The organism is Pengzhenrongella sp., from assembly GCF_036565025.1.
GTDB lineage: Bacteria > Actinomycetota > Actinomycetes > Actinomycetales > Cellulomonadaceae > Pengzhenrongella.
In genome coordinates, this window is the sequence record NZ_DATCNW010000187.1 from 1 (window position 1) to 15,391 (window position 15,391).

Here is a 15,391-nt window from a genome sequence, read left to right on the forward strand (position 1 = left end):
CGCTCGCGCCGGCCGGCTCGGCCGTGGCCGGCCTGGTGGGTGGCGTGCATGGCCTGGTGGACTCGCTGGTCCGGGACCTGGTGGCCCGGGGTGGCCGGCTGGAGACCGGTGCCCGGGTGATCGGGGTCGAGCGCGATCCGTCGGGTGCCGAGCCGGGTGGCGAGCCGGTCGCCGAGCCGGGTGGCACGGCTGCGAACCGGCCCGTGCGAGCCGGGGTGGCCGGGGGGTGGCTCGTGCGGGTGGCGCCGGCCACCGCCGGCGAGCCGGCACGGGTGCTGCGGGCCAGGCGGCTCGTGCTGGCTCTGCCCGGGCCGGCCGCGGCGGACCTGCTGGCGCCGCTGGTGCCGGCCCTGGCCCAGGTGCGGCCCGACGCGGGCGCCGACGTCGTGCTCGCGACGCTCGTGCTGGACGAGCCCGCCCTCGATTCGGCGCCGCGCGGCACCGGGGTGCTGGTCGCCGCCGGGGTGGCGGGCGTGCGGGCGAAGGCGCTCACCCATGCGACGGCGAAGTGGGCCTGGCTGGCGGCCGCGGCCGGGCCCGGGCGGCATGTGGTCCGGCTGTCCTACGCGAGCGCCGGCACCGGCGGCGACGCGGCGGGCGACGTCGCCGGGCTCAGCCCCGCGGACCTCACCAGCCTCGCGCTGCGCGACGCCTCGACGCTGCTCGGGGTCCCGCTGGACGCGTCCCGCGTGGTGGAGTTCGCGCGGGTGCGCTGGTCGCAGTCCCTGCCCAAGCCGAGCGCCGCCCACCGGGCCGCGGTCGAGGCGGTCCGGGCCGGTGCGCGCGACCTGCCCGGCTTCGCGGTGTGCGGCTCCTGGGTCGCGGGCAACGGCCTCGCGGCCGTCGTCGCGGACGCCCGCGCGGCAGGGCGCCGACTGGTGCCCGACGACGTCGCGGCCCCCTCGCCGACCCGCGCGTGAATGGGCCGGGAATGTTGCTGACAATCCGTCAGAACAATCCGCTGATGCGAATCGCGGGCACCACATAGTGACGCACGCGACCTTTTCGCCGGTCGACCTGACAAAGTGTCAGTTCGAATAGTGGCGAGCATCACGCATTTCGACATCGCAGCGCCGGACGAGCAGACTGAGCCCATGCCCTCCCCCGCTCGACTCGCCGTCAAGGTGGGCACCCGAGCCAGCGCGCTCGCCCTCACCCAGACCGGGATGATCGCCGACCAGCTGGCGGCCGCAGGCGGCCTGGCCGTGGAGCTCGTCCGGATCACCACCGAGGGCGACCGCCTGACCGGCTCGCTCGTCGCCCTGGGCGGCACCGGGGTGTTCGTCACCGCCCTGCGCGACGCACTCCTCGACGGCAGGTGCGACGTCGCGGTGCACTCCCTGAAGGACCTGCCGACGGGGGTCGCGAACGGCCTGGTGATCGCGGCCGTCCCCGAGCGCGAGGACCCGCGCGACGCGCTGTGCGCCCGGGACCGGCTGACCCTCGCCGAGCTGCCGCGCGGCGCGAAGGTCGGCACCGGCTCCCCGCGACGAGCGGCCCAGCTGCGGGCCACCCGGCCCGACCTGGTCGTCGTCGACATCCGGGGCAACGTCGACACCCGCCTGCGCCGGGTCGCGCCGGGCGACCTGGACGCCGTCGTGCTGGCGACCGCGGGGCTGTCGCGCCTCGGACGCCTGGACGCCGCGACCGACCTGCTCGATCCCGCGATCATGTCCCCGGCGCCCGGCCAGGGCGCGCTGGCGGTCGAGGCCCGCGCGGCGGACGTGGCCGACGCCGGCTCGCCGCTCGCGCTGGCCCTGGCGGCCGTGGACCACGCGCCGACCCGGCTCGCGGTGACCGCGGAGCGCGCGCTGCTGGCCCGGCTCGAGGCCGGCTGCGCCGCGCCGGTCGGCGCGCACGCCCGGATCCTCGACGGCGCGCTGGCGCTGGACGCCGTCGTCTGCCGCCCGGACGGCACCGCCCAGCTCCGCCGCACCCTCACCGTCCCCCTCCCCCCCGACGTGTCAGACCCTGCGCGGCCCGGGGACCGCGCTGCGGCTGACACATCGACGCGGGCGCGGCTCGCGGTGGCGGAGCGGCTCGGGGCGGATCTGGCCGACCTGCTGCTGGCCGACGGCGCGGCGGAACTCGCCGAGCTGGGGCCGCGGCAGGGCATCGTTCGATGACCCATCTCGCCGCCCCGCCGGCCGGCCCGCTCGCCGGCCTGCGCGTGCTGGTCCCCCGCTCCCCCGACCGCGCCGCCGCGCTGCTCGAGGCGCTGCGCCGCGCGGGCGCGGACCCGGTCGCCGCGCCGCTGGTGATCATCGGCGCCCCCGCGGACCCGACCGCGATGGACGACGCCGCCGCGCGGATCGCCGGCGGCGGGTACGACTGGATCGCGGTGACCAGCAGCTTCACCGTCGACAGCCTGCAGGCGTCCGCGCACCGCTCCGGGCAGACCCTCGCCGAGCTGGTGGACGCCGGTCGCACGGCCCGGCCCGGCGGCACCCGGGTCGCCGCCGTCGGCGACGCGACCGCCGCCGCGCTGGCCCGCGCTCAGGTGAAGGCCGACTTCGTCCCGGTCAGCGAACAGTCCGCGCGCGGGATGCTCGCCGACTGGCCTCCGACCGAACCGGGCGCGAGCGTGCTCGTCCCGCAGAGCGACCTCGCCGAGCCGACGCTCGAGGCGGGCCTGACCGAGCGCGGCTGGCACCCGCACGTCGTCGTCTCCTACACGAACCGGCCCGCCGCGCCGCTGCCCGCCGAGCTGCTCGCGGACCTCGCGACCGGCCGGGTGGGCGCCGTCCTGCTCACCTCGGCCAGCGTCGCGCGGCGCCTCGCCGAGCAGGTCACCCTGCCGGCGTCGAGCGTCGTGTGCTGCATCGGCCCGCGCACGGCCGAGGTCGCCGCGGAGCTCGGGCTGCCCGCGGGCGTGGTCGCGACCCGGCCCGTGCCCGACGCCGTCGTCACCGCCCTGATCGCCGCCGTCACGCCGGCGCCACGCTCTGCAAACTCTCCCGACGCCCACCACGACTCCGAGGTACACCCGTGAGCACACAGTCCCCCGACCGGCGCAATCGTCCGCGCCGCCTGCGCGCGAACCCGGCGGTGCGCGCCCTCGCGGCCGAGACCCGGGTGCACCCGGGCGACCTCGTGCTGCCCGTGTTCGTCAAGGAGGGGCTCACCACACCGGCGCCGATCGCCTCGATGCCCGGCGTCGTGCAGCACTCCCGGGCCAGCCTGCGCGCCGCCGTCGAGCAGGCGGCCGACGCCGGCCTCGCGGGCGTGATGCTGTTCGGCGTCCCGCTCGTGCGAGACGCCACCGGCTCGGGTGCGACCGATCCGGCCGGCATCCTCAACGTCGCGATCGCCGACGCCGTCGCGGTGGCCCGCGGCCGGCTCGTGGTGATGGCCGACCTGTGCCTCGACGAGTTCACCGACCACGGCCACTGCGGCGTGCTGCGCGTGGGGCCCGACGGCGAGCTGGTCGTCGACAACGACGCGACCCTCGACCGGTACGTCGAGATGGCCCTGGCGCAGGCCCGCGCGGGCGCCCACCTGGTCGGGCTCAGCGGGATGATGGACTTCCAGACCGGCGTCGTGCGCGACGCGCTCGACGAGGCCGGCTTCGGCGACGTGCTGGTGCTCGCCTACGCGGCGAAGTACGCGTCGGCGTTCTACGGACCGTTCCGCGAGGCGGTCGACTCCACGCTCGTCGGGGACCGCAAGACCTACCAGATGGACCCCGCGAACCGGCGCGAGGCGGCGCGCGAGGTGGCCGCCGACGTCGAGCAGGGCGCCGACGTCGTGATGGTCAAGCCGGCGCTCGCCTACCTCGACGTGCTGGCCGACGTCGCGGCGTCGAGCTCGGTCCCGGTCGCGGCCTACCAGGTCTCCGGCGAGTACGCGATGGTCGAGGCGGCCGCCGCGAACGGCTGGATCGACCGGCGACGCGCGATCGAGGAGTCCGTAGTGAGCATCCGCCGCGCGGGCGCCGACCTCGTGCTCACGTACTGGGCCACCGAGCTCGCCGGATGGCTCCGCGAACCCGCGGCCATCCCGGCCGGGGGTGCCCGATGATCGACTTCACGGCGGCCTCCGCGCCCGCCCGGTCCACCGAGCTGTTCGCGCGCGCCCGGGCCGCGCTGCCCGGCGGCGTCAACTCCCCCGTGCGCGCCTACGGCTCGGTCGGCGGCACGCCCCGGTTCCTGGTGTCCGCGCGCGGCCCGTACGTGACCGACGCCGACGGGCGCGAGTACGTCGACCTGGTCTGCTCCTGGGGGCCCGCGATCCTGGGCCACGCCCACCCCGGCGTGGTCGACGCCGTCCAGCGGGCGGCCGCAAAGGGCCTGTCCTTCGGCGCGCCGACCCCCGGGGAGACCGAGCTCGCGGAGGAGATCCTGCGCCGGGTGCCCGCCGCGGAGCGGGTCCGGCTCGTCTCGACCGGCACCGAGGCGACCATGACCGCGGTCCGCCTGGCGCGCGGCGTCACCGGCCGCGACCTGATCGTGAAGTTCGCCGGCTGCTACCACGGGCACGTGGACGCGCTGCTCGCGCAGGCCGGCTCGGGGGTCGCCACGCTCGCGCTGCCCGGCTCGGCGGGCGTCACCGCGGCCACCGCGGCCGAGACGATCGTGCTGCCGTACAACGACCTCGCCGCCGTCGAGGCGGCCTTCGCCGAGCGCGGGGACCAGATCGCGGCCGTCATCACCGAGGCATCCCCGGCCAACATGGGCGTCGTGCCGCCGCTGCCGGGGTTCAACGCCGGCCTCGCGCGGATCGCCCGCGCGCACGGCGCGCTGCTGATCCAGGACGAGGTGCTTACCGGTTTCCGGGTCGGGCCGGCGGGCTGGTGGGGGCTCGAGGGCGCCGTCGAGGGCTGGGCGCCCGACCTGTTCACGTTCGGCAAGGTCGTGGGCGGCGGGCTGCCGGTCGCGGCGATCGCCGGGTCCGCGGTACTGATGGAACAGCTCGCGCCGCTCGGGCCCATCTACCAGGCGGGAACCTTGTCCGGGAACCCGGTGGCGACCGCGGCGGGCCTCGCGACCCTCCGCGCGGCCGGCCCGGAGGTCTACGCCCGGCTGGACGACGTCGCGGCCCGGCTCAGCGCGGCGGTCTCCGCCGCGCTCTCCGCCGAGGGTGTCGCGCACCGGATCCAGCGCGCCGGGAACCTGTTCAGCGTGTTCTTCGGCCCCGACGCGTCGTCGGCCGGGGTCCGGGACTTTGCCGCCGCCCAGGCGCAGGAGGTGTACCGGCACGCCCCGTTCTTCCACGCGATGCTCGCCGGCGGAGTCAACCTCCCCCCGAGCGTCTTCGAGGCCTGGTTCGTCAGCGCAGCCCACGACGACACGGCCCTGGACCGCATCGTGTCGGCACTCCCCTCAGCAGCCCGCGCCGCCGCCGCAGCCGATCCCCCCACCTGACCCCCGACCGCCTGATCCGCCAGACTGCGCACATCGGCGCCGACTGCGCACATCCGATGTGCGCAGTCGGCGCTTTTGTGCGCAGTCTGCGGCGGATCGGCGCGTCCCCGCCTGCACCCGCTCGTCGTACCGGTGACGCCCCCGCCGGCCGCGGACCAGACCCCGGACGCCCTCTTCTCGCGGTTCGGACACGACCTGCCGCAGGCGTGGCGAGACCACCTGCAGTACAACGTGGACCAGCTCGTGACGACGGACCCCCTGATCGGGCTCGGCGTCTACGAACTGGGTCGGCAGAGCAGCGTGCGCGCACGGCTCACCGACCTTCAGGCGACCGACTTCACGTTCGGCCTGAACCACGGTGATCTAGCGCTGAGCAATCTGCTCGTTCCGGAGCACGGGGCGCCGGTCTTGATCGACTGGGGGTCGGCCAGGACGGGACCGGCGCCGTTCCTGGACTTCGTCGGTCTCCTCACGGCGCACCGCGTGCAGAACGACCCGTCGGACCTGGAACTGCTGGCGTTCGCGCACGGCTACGGCATCTCGCTCGACGAGATCAGCGAAACGCTGGAGAACCTTGCGCTCCTCGATGCGCTCGACCTCGTGCGATGGGCGATCGACCAGCGGCCCGACCTGCTGGCTCAGGTCGCGGAATCGGCGCGTGAGCACGTCGCCAGGTACGCGCCGCCAGACTGACCCATCGAGCACCACGGGCTGATCGCGGGTGCGAACCCACCGCTCTCAACGAACTCCGGCCGGTGGTCCGTCAGCGGAAGCGACGCCCCTCGTCGCGGCGGTAGGCCCCGACGGTGAGGGCCGCAAACAGCACGGTCCACCCGGCCAGGACCGGGATCGCCATCGCGTAGGCCTCGTGCCCGGTCAGGGCCTGGATCAGCAGGTCTCTCCCGGCGCGGCTCGGGAGCCACTGGGAGAACGCGTTCAGCCAGCCGGGGAACATCTCGGCCGGCAGGAACAGCCCGCCCGCGAACGACATCGGGAACAGCACGACCTGCACGACCGGCAGCGCGGCCTTCGCGGACAGCGCGTACCCGATCGACATCCCGATTAGCAGGAACGGGAGCGCGACGGCGAGGATCGTGGCGAGCCCGGCGAACAGCTGACCCGGCGTGAGGGTCGCCGCGGTGAACAGCCAGCCGATCAGGGCGAGCGGCGCGAGCCCGAGCAGCACGAAGATCCCGCCGTTGAGCACACGCCCGGCCAGCCGCGGCCCCGCGCCCGCCGGCAACGTGCGCACGTACGGGTCGAACGCCTGCTGGCGGTCCTCCGCGACGCCCGCGCCGTAGGTGAACAGGCACGTCGACATCACCGCGAACATCGCGAGCTGCCCGACGGCGGCCGTCGCGAACACCGGGTTGCCCGCGACCTCGTGCTGCGGCACCACGAAGAAGACCATCGCGAGCGCGGGGAAGAGCATGTTGCCGATCACCGCGATCGGCACCCGCACGGTCTCCAGGAACTGGTACCGGGTGTGCAGCAGCACGAGCCGCCACGGAGCCCGCGGGCCTCGCGAGACCCGCGGACCGCGAAGCGAGGCCTGTCCGACGGCGGTCACGAGCGCGCCCCGGTCGCGGTCGCGTGCACCGGTTCGGACTCCGGCTCGCTCGCCGTGCTCACTTCTGGCTCGGCGACCGGCTCGGCTACCGGCTCAACCGGCCCACCCGGCTCGGCACCCGGCCCGCCCGGCTCGCGAACCGGCCCACCCGGCTCAGCAGCCGCCCCACCCGGCTCGGCACCCGGCTCGCGAACCGGCCCGCCCGGCTCGGCACCCGCGTCGGCCGACGTCAGCGCAAGGAATGCCTCCTCGAGCGAGGCCCCACGGACCTCGAGCCCGGCAAACGGCACGCCGTCGAGCACCAGGGTCCGGACCAGCTGGTCGGCGTCGGACACCAGGAGCCGGTACCGGTCGCCGGTGCGCTGAAGGGCCGTCACCCCGGGCAGCGCGGCGACCTGCCGGTCGCTCGCGCCGGGCAGATCGAGCAAGACCCGGCGCATGGTCACGCGGGCGAGAACGGCGGCCAGGGCGTCGTCGGCGAGCACCTTGCCGGACCCGATCACGACCACGCGTTCGGCGAGGGCCTCGATCTCCTCGAGGTAGTGGCTCGTGACCAGGACCGTCGCGCCGTCGGCGTGGTAGTCGCGCAGCGCCTGCCACAGAATGTGCCGCGCCTCGACGTCGAGGCCGGTCGTCGGCTCGTCGAGCACGACCAGCCGCGGCCGGCCGGCCAGCGCGAGAGCCACCGCGAGCCGGCGCTTCTGGCCGCCGGAGAGCCCGCCGGTCTGGCGGCCCGCGAGGTCGCCGATCCCGAAGCGTTCGAGCACCTCCCCGCGCGGCATCGGGTCCGGGTAGTGCCCGGCGATGAAGTCGACGACCTCGCCGACCTTGAGGGTCGGCGGCAGGCCGGTCTCCTGCGGCGTCGTGCCCGGGCGGAGCCGGCTCGCGTGGTGGCGCGGGTCGCCACCGAACAGCCGCACGACGCCGGCGTCGGGCTTGCGCAGACCGGTGACGAGGCTGAGCAGGGTCGTCTTGCCCGCGCCGTTGGGGCCGAGCAGGCCCACGAGCTCGCCGGGCCGGACCTCGAGACTGACGTCGTCGAGCGCGAGGGTCTCGCCGAACCGGCGGGTCACCGCTACGGCCTCGACGACCAGTTCGGGGCGGATGGTCATCGGTTCTCCTCGCGAGGTTGGCTCGGGGTGGTGACCGGCGAGCTCAGGAGCTCGCGCAGCCGAGCGGTGTAGTCCTCGAAGGCGCGCCGGCCGGTTCGGGTGACCTCGACGTAGGTGGCGGGCACGCGCCCGACATGGGCCTTGGTGACCTCGACATAGCCGGCGTCCTCGAGCTTGCGCAGGTGGGTGGAGAGGTTCCCGGCGGTCGCGTCGAGCAGGCTCTGCAGCCGGGGGAAGGTGAGCCGGTCCCCGCGCGGCAGCGCCGTCAGCGTCGTCATGATCCGCAGGCGCGCCTGGGCGTGGATCATCGGGTCCAGCAGGTCATCGCCCATCAGCAGTCCGCCCGCGAACCGGCCCGGCTGCGGCGCAGATGCTCCAGCCCCGCGCCCACGAGCATCCCGCCGCCACCCGCGATCGACATCACCGCGAGCGTGGCGGGCGGCCCGACGACGGCGGCGACCACCGTCACCGCGACGATCCAGGCGCCGAGCACGAACTGCGTGGTGGCCCGCCAGATCGCCGCGCCGGCCATGTACAGCGCCCCGACGAGCAGCGCGGGCACGACAGTCATGACGAGCTGCATGACCTCGGGGGACACACCGGCTCGGGACAGCCCGAAGCCGAGGGCGCCGACGCCCGTGAACGACAGGCCCCAGGACCAGCCGTACATCGCGCCGGACCGCGCCGAGACACCGCGCACCCCCGCCGTCCGCCGCACGAGGTGCACGGCCGTGATGATCATCGCCACGCCGAGCAGCCCCGCGAACAGGGTGCCGGCCACCCAGTCCGGCCAGCCGAGCAGCGGCTGGTCGCTCGCGACCGAGTACAGCGCGCCGAACCCGAGCAGCCAGGAGGTGCCCCAGGCGCCGAAGAGCAGCCGGCCGTCGACGTCGGTCGCCGCCGCGACCCGGGCCCGCTGGGCCTCGATCAGCGCGGCGCTCGCCGCGAGGTCGAGCGGCAGGTCGTCGCGCGCGCCGTCGTCGGGTGGCGAGTTGACCGCCCTGCCGCGCGCTGCGTCGTCGTCGGGCACCATCGGGTTTCTCCATCCTCGTCACGGACCAGGTTCGATCTCGAATCAACTTTGCGCCACAAACTACTTTGCCCCGATGAAGAACGCAAGGGGTTTCGTGGGGTGCGTAAGTTGTCCCCATGCCCGACGACGCAGGCGCGAACGCCGACGCCGCCCCGCCGCGGCACCCCGCGTCCGTGCCGGGCCACGCGCCGGGCCAGCCGCCAAGCCACGCGCCGGGCCACGCGCCGGGCCAGCCGCCAGGCCACGCGCCGGGACCCGGCCTCGCGGCCGTCCGGCGGCACCTGACGACCGAGGTCTGGATCGTCCTCGGGCTCTCGCTCGGGCGGTCCGGGATCTACGCGGTCGTCGATCTCGTCGCCAAGCTCACCGCCGGCCCGCCGCTGGGCCAGCAGGCGACCGCGCTCAACCAGAGCCAGTCCCCGCGCCCCTACGTGGACCTCACCTACCAGCTCCTCGGGATCGGCTTCGCGCTGGTGCCCGTCGCGCTCGCCCTGTTCCTGCTCTCGGCCGGCGGGCGCAGCGCGGTGCGGCGGATCGGGCTGGACGGCATCCGCCCGCTGCGCGACCTGGGCATCGGCGCCGCGCTGGCCGGGGCGATCGGCATCCCCGGGCTCGGGCTCTACGCCGCCGGGCGCGCGCTCGGCCTGACCGTCCAGGTGCAGGCGTCGGCGCTCAACGCCGCCTGGTGGACGATCCCGGTGCTGATCCTCGCGGCGCTGCAGAATGCGCTGCTCGAGGAGATCGTCGCGATCGGCTACCTCATGGAGCGGCTCCGCGAGCTGCGCTGGTCGCCGGTCGCGATCGTCGCCGCGAGCGCCCTGCTCCGCGGGAGCTACCACCTCTACCAGGGCTTCGGTCCGTTCGTCGGCAACGCGGTGATGGGCGTCGTCTTCGCCGAGTACTACCGCCGACGACGCCGGGTGATGCCGCTCGTCGTCGCGCACACGATCCTCGACATCGTCGCGTTCGTCGGCTACGCCCTCATCCCCGCCGAGTGGCGCAAAGCCCTCGGCCTGAACTGACCCCGCCACCGAACCTCCCCGGCCGGCCAAGCGCGCCGCGAGTTCGCCGTTCTGGCTGACGCGAGTTCGCCGGTGTCGGGGCCAGTTGCGGTGTCGGGGCCAGTTGCGCCATCGGTCGCGCGTCACGCACCCGGATCCCCTAGCTCACCCGAGCAGCAGGTCGTGGCTGCCGATCGGCCGCGAACTGGGAGCACGGGCTCGGTGCAGCCCTCAGTGCGTCGCTCAGTGCAGCCAAAGTGCAGTGAATGAGGCGTTTTGGTGCACCCTCGCTGCACTGAGCGATGCACTGAGGTCGAGCCGGGCCGACGGCGCGGGGCTGACGGCGCGGGCCGGCGGACGACGGGACGCGAGCCTGCGAACTCGGAGAGTTTCGTCGAACTCGGAGAGTTACGTCGGACTCGGACACGTTCGATCAACGAACTCGCACCGACGAGCTAATCGTCGGCTCGATTCAGCGCGCGAACCTCGAGCCGCCGTACTTGTGGTGCACCGCCTGCCGGCTGACCCCCAGGATCGTCGCGATCGCCGCCCACGACACCCCGCGCACCCGCGCGCGGCGCACGACGAGCGCCTCGCGCCGGTCCGCCTCCCGGCGCAGCCCGGCCAGCGCGGCGAGCGCGCGCAGCGGGTCGTCGTCCTCCGCCTGACTGACCAATGCGCTCAACGTGATCTCCTCCATCTCGACACCTCCGCCTCGGGTCCCTGCAACTGTCAATCTAGGTTGACAGTCTCCGCCGTGTCAACCTGGATTGACGCCGGTTCGACGGCGGGGCGCGCCACCACCCGCCGAGCGCGACGTCGGGCACGGCCACCCCCCCCGCCGATTTCCAGGCGTGGGTCACACCCCGAGGACCCCTCCCCCCGCAGGACCTCGGACCTAGACTCGCTTCATGGCCGAGCCGTTGACGTCAGCCCGTCGCGGGGCGGGCCCGGGGCCAGACCCCCGTTCCGTGCCGGGGCCGGGGCCTTCGATGGGCGACCCGTCCGCGCACGACGTCGAGATCGTCGACTCCCCGACCGTCCGCGTGCATCACCCGAGCGACCTGCTGGGCCTCGTGCTCTCCACCATCGGCATCGCGATCGTCATGCTGCTCGCGGTCTACGCCCACGGCACCACCGCGGGCGTCGCGGCGGACGTCCAGGGGTTCAGCTCGTTGCTGCGCCGCGTCCTGGTCCTGCCGGTCGCTGTGCTCGAGGGCGTCGTCACGCTCGTCGCGCCGATCGCGGTCCTGACCGAGCTCTCGCTCCGCAGGCTCGGGCGCCAGATCCTCGAGGTCATCGCGGCCGCGGTCGCCGGGCTCCTGCTGTGCGCGATCGTCCTCGTCGCCGTCGCCAAGTTCGGCTCGGACGACCTCGTCCGGGGCCTGTCTGTGCTGCGGAACGGCGGGTGGGCGCTGTCGATCCCGGCCTCCCTCGCGACCGTCGCGGGCCTGCTCACCACGGCCGGCCCGCGGGCCCGACGGCGGACGGTCGCCTGGTCGTGGAACCTGCTGTGGGTCTCCCTCGGCGTCGTGCTCGTGACCGGTCAGGTCTCCCTCCCGGGCGCCGCCGTCGCGCTGCTCATCGGGCGCGTCGCGGGCATGGGCGTGCGCTACCTGTCGGGGGTGCAGTCCGAGCGCGCGTACGGCGCGGCCCTCGTCGAAGGCATCCGCCGGGCCGGCCTGGACCCCGTGCGGCTGGTTCGCGTGGAGGAGTCCACCGAGCCCAGCGGCGGCATCGTGCGGGCGGTGCGCGGCGGCCAGCGGCCGGGCACCGCGGCAGCGGCCGTCGCCCTCACCCGGTCCTCGGACAACCGGATCTACGAGCTGACCACCGACGACGGCGAGCAGCGAACCCTCGTCGTGCTCGACGGCGACCGCCAGGTCCTCGGCGCGCTGAGCCGGCTGTGGCGGTCGCTGCGCCTGCGCGGCATCGAGGGCCGCTCGTTCGTGTCGCTCCGCCAGGCCGCCGAGCGTGCCGCCCTGCTCGCGTACGCCGCGCGGGCCGCGGGCGTGCGCACCCCCCAGCTGCTCGCGGTCGCCGAGGCCGACGACTCGATGCTGCTCGTCCAGGAGCACCCCGGCGGCGCCGTGCCGCTGCGGGACCTCACGCCGGACCAGCTCACGGACGAGCTGCTGCACGAGATCTGGACCCAGCTGCGCCTCGCGCACGACGCCGGCATCACGCACCGCGCGCTGACCTCCGACACAATCCTGGTCGAGCACCTGCTGGGCCGGCCGGTCGTGTGGCTGACCGGCTGGGAGTCCGGCGACGTCGCGTCCTCCGAGCTCGCCCGCCGGATGGACCTCACCCAGCTCGTCGCACTGCTCGCGGTCCGGGTCGGCGCGGCGCGCGCGCTCGAGTCCGCGACCGCCGTCCTGCCCGAGGACGACATCGCCACGATCGGGCCACTGCTGCAGACCATCGCCCTGCCGCGGCGCACACGCGAGGAGATGCGCGCCCACAAGGAGGTGCTCGCCGAGCTGCGGTCCGCGCTGGTCGAACGGCTGCCCGAGGCCGACGTCGAACCCGAGCGGCTGGTCCGGTTCGGCGCCCGCACCGTGCTGACCGTGCTGCTCCCGCTGGTTGCGGTGATCGTCGTCCTCGGCACGATCAACGTGGACCAGATCACCTCGGCCCTCGCGACCAGCGACTGGCGCTGGAGCGTGGCCGCGTTCGGTTTCGGCCTGCTGACCTTCCTCGGCGCGGCGCTGTCGTTCGTCGCGTTCTCCCCGGTCCGGCTCCCGCTGTGGCCCGCGACCATGGTGCAGACGGCCGGCGCGTTCGTCGCGCTGGCCGCGCCCGCCGGCATCGGGCCGGCGGCGCTCAACCTGCGCATGCTCACCAAGCGCGGGGTGACCACGAGTCTCGCGGTCGCGACCATCGCGCTCGTCCAGGTCTCGCAGTTCGTCGTGACGATCGGGCTGCTGCTGGTGCTGTCGGTCGTGTCGGGCACGAACGAGGCGTCGATGTTCGCGCCGAGTCCGGCGATGCTGATCACGATCGGGGCGGTGGCCACGCTCGTCGCGGGCGCGCTGCTGATCCCGGCGGTGCGGACCTGGTTCGTGCGCAAGACCATGCCGACCGTGCGCCAGACCTGGCCACGCCTGATCGAGGTCGTCGGCCAGCCCGGCAAGGTCGCGGTCGCGATCGCCGGGAACGTCACGATGACGATGGGCTACGTGCTCGCCTTCGACGCGTGCCTGGCGGCGTTCGGGCAGCAGCTGAGCCTGGTCCAGGTGGCACTGGTCTACCTGGTCGGGAACGCGGCGGGCGCGGCCGTGCCGACCCCCGGCGGCATCGGCACGATCGAGGTGGCCCTGATCACCGGCCTGACCGCGTCTGGCCTCAACCCAGGGGTCGCGGCGTCGGTCGCGATCCTGTTCCGCGTGCTCACCTACTGGCTGCGGATCCCGATCGGCTGGGGCGCGATGCGGGTCATGCAGCGCCGCGGCGAGCTCTAGGCACGCCGCAACCTACCCACCGCACGGGCTCCGAAGGACCGGCTACCGCCGCCGACGTTCGACGACGAGCGCCACCACCGCGAGCACGATCACGGCGATCTCGGCCGTGGCCGCGGTCAGCTGCGGCACCCCGCTCCACGCCTCGTGCACAGTGAAGAACCCGCCGGGCATCGTGGCGATGACGAACGCTCCGAGGGTGGCCAGCCCGAACCCGATCGCGCCCAGCAGCGGCAGCCAGTGGTACCAGGCGAGCAGGAAGATGCCCAGCAGGATTCCGCCGACCGCGTTCACCAGGAACCCCGGCCCGACGACGGCGACCGACTTCATCCCCTGCGCCCACAGGAACAGGTGCACCACGGCCGAGAGCAGCACACCCGCGGCGGTCAGGGCCCGCAGCACATGGGTCAGGCTCCCCGGCGCGACGCTGCGCGGCATGGCGGTCGAATACGGCTCGGACACGGGAATCCTGGACATCACAGTCCTCCGGGTGCGCGGTGCGAACGTCCCTCTTGCATCAAACCACGTCCCGGCACGCCCGGCGGTTCAACAGTTTTCGCCCCGCGCGGTGAACCGCACGGGCCACCTGTCCGTTGAACGGGTATGGCTACCTCCCGGGTCGACGATGCCGCGCTACGCGCGCTGTACGCCGAGCACGGCACGGCGCTGCTCGGGTACGCCACCCGGCTGTGCGGCGGGGATCGGGGGCGCGCCGAGGACGTGGTCCAGGAGACGTTGCTGCGCGCCTGGCAGCACCCGGACTCCCTGACCCCCGAACGTGGGTCGGTGCGCGCCTGGCTGTTTACGGTCGCGCACCACCTCGCGGTGGACGCGCACCGCGCCCGCTCGGCCCGCCCGACCGAGATCGGCCCGGCCTCGCTCGACCACCTCTCGGTGGACGACGACGTCGATCGTTCGCTGGACGTGTGGCTCGTGGCGGACGCGCTCGCGACCCTGACCGACGCGCACCGCGCCGTCGTGCTCGAGACGTTCTATCGCGGCTGCTCGGTCGCGGAGGCGGCGACCCGGCTCGGCGTGCCGCAGGGCACGGTCAAGTCGCGGGCCTACTACGCGTTGCGCGCCCTGCGGGTCGCGCTCGCCGAACGGGGAGTCCAGTCATGAACCGCCCGATCCCCACCGGTCCCCCGCCGGCCGCGGAGCACACCGAGGCCCGCCTCGCGCTCGGCGCGCTGGTGCTCGGCGCCCTCGACCCCACCGAGCGCGCGTCGGTCGAGGCGCACGTCGCGACCTGCGCCGCGTGCACCGCGGAGCTCGCCGACCTCGCCGTCCTGCCGGGCCTGCTGGCCCGCCTGTCCCCGGAGCAGGCCGCGGCGGTCGCGGCTGGCCCGCCGGACCCGCCGGTCGAGCTGCTCGAACGGATCCTGTCGCGAGGGCGCCGGCTGCGCCGTCGGCGGATCAGCGCGTGGACCACTGCGGCGGTCGCGGCCGCGGCGGGGGTGGCCTGGGTGTTCGCCGCCGGTCCGCTCGCGAACGACCGTCCGGCGACCCAGGTCGTCGTCGTGCAGGGCACGGACCGGGTGTCGGACGTGCACGGGAAGGTCACGCTGCGCCCGACGCCGAACGGCACCCAGCTCGCGCTGACCCTGTCGGGAGTTCGCCCGGGCGAGGAGTGCCAGCTCGTGGCGGAGACGGCGGACGGTCGCAGCGAGGTGACCTCGACCTGGCAGGCCACCTACCAGGGCGCGGCCACGGTGACCGGCAGCACGAGCCTGTCCCTGTCGGACATCAACCACCTGGCGATCACGACGCCGGACGGGCGCCGGTTGCTCGACCTGCCGGTGCCCGGGTAGGCGTGCCCGGATAGGCGCCGGGCCCCATCCCCGACCGCAA

Annotated in this window: 15 protein-coding genes and 1 pseudogene; 10 read left to right on the top strand and 6 right to left on the bottom strand. The window is 74.6% G+C overall.

Annotated features, from left to right (window positions below):
- The 6 genes from VIM26_RS10860 to VIM26_RS10885 form a co-directional block, all read left to right on the top strand.
- Positions 1-920 (top strand): FAD-dependent oxidoreductase (locus tag VIM26_RS10860; RefSeq protein ID WP_331951013.1); only part of this gene is annotated, 920 nt, incomplete at its 5' end.
- A gap of 174 nt (positions 921-1,094) precedes the next feature.
- A complete protein-coding gene (gene hemC, locus VIM26_RS10865) occupies positions 1,095-2,126 on the top strand; it encodes a hydroxymethylbilane synthase (protein ID WP_331951015.1) in 1,032 nt (343 codons plus the stop codon).
- On the top strand, positions 2,123-2,992 hold the full coding sequence (locus VIM26_RS10870) for a uroporphyrinogen-III synthase (protein ID WP_331951017.1): 870 nt from the start codon (positions 2,123-2,125) through the stop codon (positions 2,990-2,992). Before hemC ends, VIM26_RS10870 begins: the two co-directional genes overlap by 4 nt.
- A complete protein-coding gene (gene hemB, locus VIM26_RS10875; RefSeq protein ID WP_331951019.1) occupies positions 2,989-4,020 on the top strand; it encodes a porphobilinogen synthase in 1,032 nt (343 codons plus the stop codon). Before VIM26_RS10870 ends, hemB begins: the two co-directional genes overlap by 4 nt.
- The gene (gene hemL / locus VIM26_RS10880) at positions 4,017-5,363 is read left to right on the top strand and encodes a glutamate-1-semialdehyde 2,1-aminomutase (RefSeq protein ID WP_331951021.1); all 1,347 of its coding nucleotides are present in this window, start codon (positions 4,017-4,019) and stop codon (positions 5,361-5,363) included. Before hemB ends, hemL begins: the two co-directional genes overlap by 4 nt.
- A 132-nt stretch (positions 5,364-5,495) precedes the next feature.
- Positions 5,496-6,056, top strand: a complete 561-nt coding sequence (locus tag VIM26_RS10885) for a phosphotransferase family protein (protein WP_331951023.1) — start codon at positions 5,496-5,498, stop codon at positions 6,054-6,056.
- A 70-nt stretch (positions 6,057-6,126) separates the two neighbouring features.
- On the opposite strand, the gene VIM26_RS10890 is transcribed toward VIM26_RS10885, so the two are convergent.
- The 4 genes and pseudogenes from VIM26_RS10890 to VIM26_RS10905 form a co-directional block, all read right to left on the bottom strand.
- The gene (locus VIM26_RS10890) at positions 6,127-6,933 is read right to left on the bottom strand and encodes an ABC transporter permease (RefSeq protein WP_331951025.1); all 807 of its coding nucleotides are present in this window, start codon (positions 6,931-6,933) and stop codon (positions 6,127-6,129) included.
- Positions 6,934-7,115: 182 nt separating this feature from the next.
- Positions 7,116-8,045 (bottom strand): annotated as a pseudogene (locus VIM26_RS10895) (ABC transporter ATP-binding protein); the annotation flags it as partial.
- Positions 8,042-8,377, bottom strand: coding sequence for a transcriptional regulator (locus VIM26_RS10900; protein WP_331951029.1), 336 nt, complete (start codon positions 8,375-8,377; stop codon positions 8,042-8,044). The gene VIM26_RS10900 and the pseudogene VIM26_RS10895, both read right to left, overlap by 4 nt.
- On the bottom strand, positions 8,377-9,078 hold the full coding sequence (locus VIM26_RS10905) for a hypothetical protein (RefSeq protein WP_331951031.1): 702 nt from the start codon (positions 9,076-9,078) through the stop codon (positions 8,377-8,379). The genes VIM26_RS10900 and VIM26_RS10905 overlap by 1 nt, the downstream gene beginning before the upstream one ends.
- Before the next feature lie 116 nt (positions 9,079-9,194).
- Here VIM26_RS10905 and VIM26_RS10910 point away from each other — a divergent pair, with 116 nt between their 5' ends.
- Positions 9,195-10,100, top strand: coding sequence for a CPBP family intramembrane glutamic endopeptidase (locus VIM26_RS10910; protein ID WP_331951033.1), 906 nt, complete (start codon positions 9,195-9,197; stop codon positions 10,098-10,100).
- Between the two features lie 451 nt (positions 10,101-10,551).
- On the opposite strand, the gene VIM26_RS10915 is transcribed toward VIM26_RS10910, so the two are convergent.
- On the bottom strand, positions 10,552-10,815 hold the full coding sequence (locus VIM26_RS10915) for an ECF-type sigma factor (protein WP_331951035.1): 264 nt from the start codon (positions 10,813-10,815) through the stop codon (positions 10,552-10,554).
- A 256-nt stretch (positions 10,816-11,071) separates the two neighbouring features.
- Here VIM26_RS10915 and VIM26_RS10920 point away from each other — a divergent pair, with 256 nt between their 5' ends.
- A complete protein-coding gene (locus tag VIM26_RS10920) occupies positions 11,072-13,543 on the top strand; it encodes a flippase-like domain-containing protein (RefSeq protein ID WP_331951037.1) in 2,472 nt (823 codons plus the stop codon).
- A gap of 42 nt (positions 13,544-13,585) precedes the next feature.
- On the opposite strand, the gene VIM26_RS10925 is transcribed toward VIM26_RS10920, so the two are convergent.
- The gene (locus tag VIM26_RS10925; RefSeq protein WP_331951039.1) at positions 13,586-14,002 is read right to left on the bottom strand and encodes a hypothetical protein; all 417 of its coding nucleotides are present in this window, start codon (positions 14,000-14,002) and stop codon (positions 13,586-13,588) included.
- 141 nt (positions 14,003-14,143) lie between these two features.
- On the opposite strand from VIM26_RS10925, the gene VIM26_RS10930 reads away from it, so the two are divergent.
- Together VIM26_RS10930 and VIM26_RS10935 are read left to right on the top strand one after the other, a co-directional pair.
- Entirely contained in the window at positions 14,144-14,662 is a 519-nt protein-coding gene (locus VIM26_RS10930) for a sigma-70 family RNA polymerase sigma factor (protein ID WP_331951041.1), read from the top strand.
- The gene (locus VIM26_RS10935) at positions 14,659-15,351 is read left to right on the top strand and encodes an anti-sigma factor family protein (protein ID WP_331951043.1); all 693 of its coding nucleotides are present in this window, start codon (positions 14,659-14,661) and stop codon (positions 15,349-15,351) included. Before VIM26_RS10930 ends, VIM26_RS10935 begins: the two co-directional genes overlap by 4 nt.
- Positions 15,352-15,391: the final 40 nt, after the last annotated feature.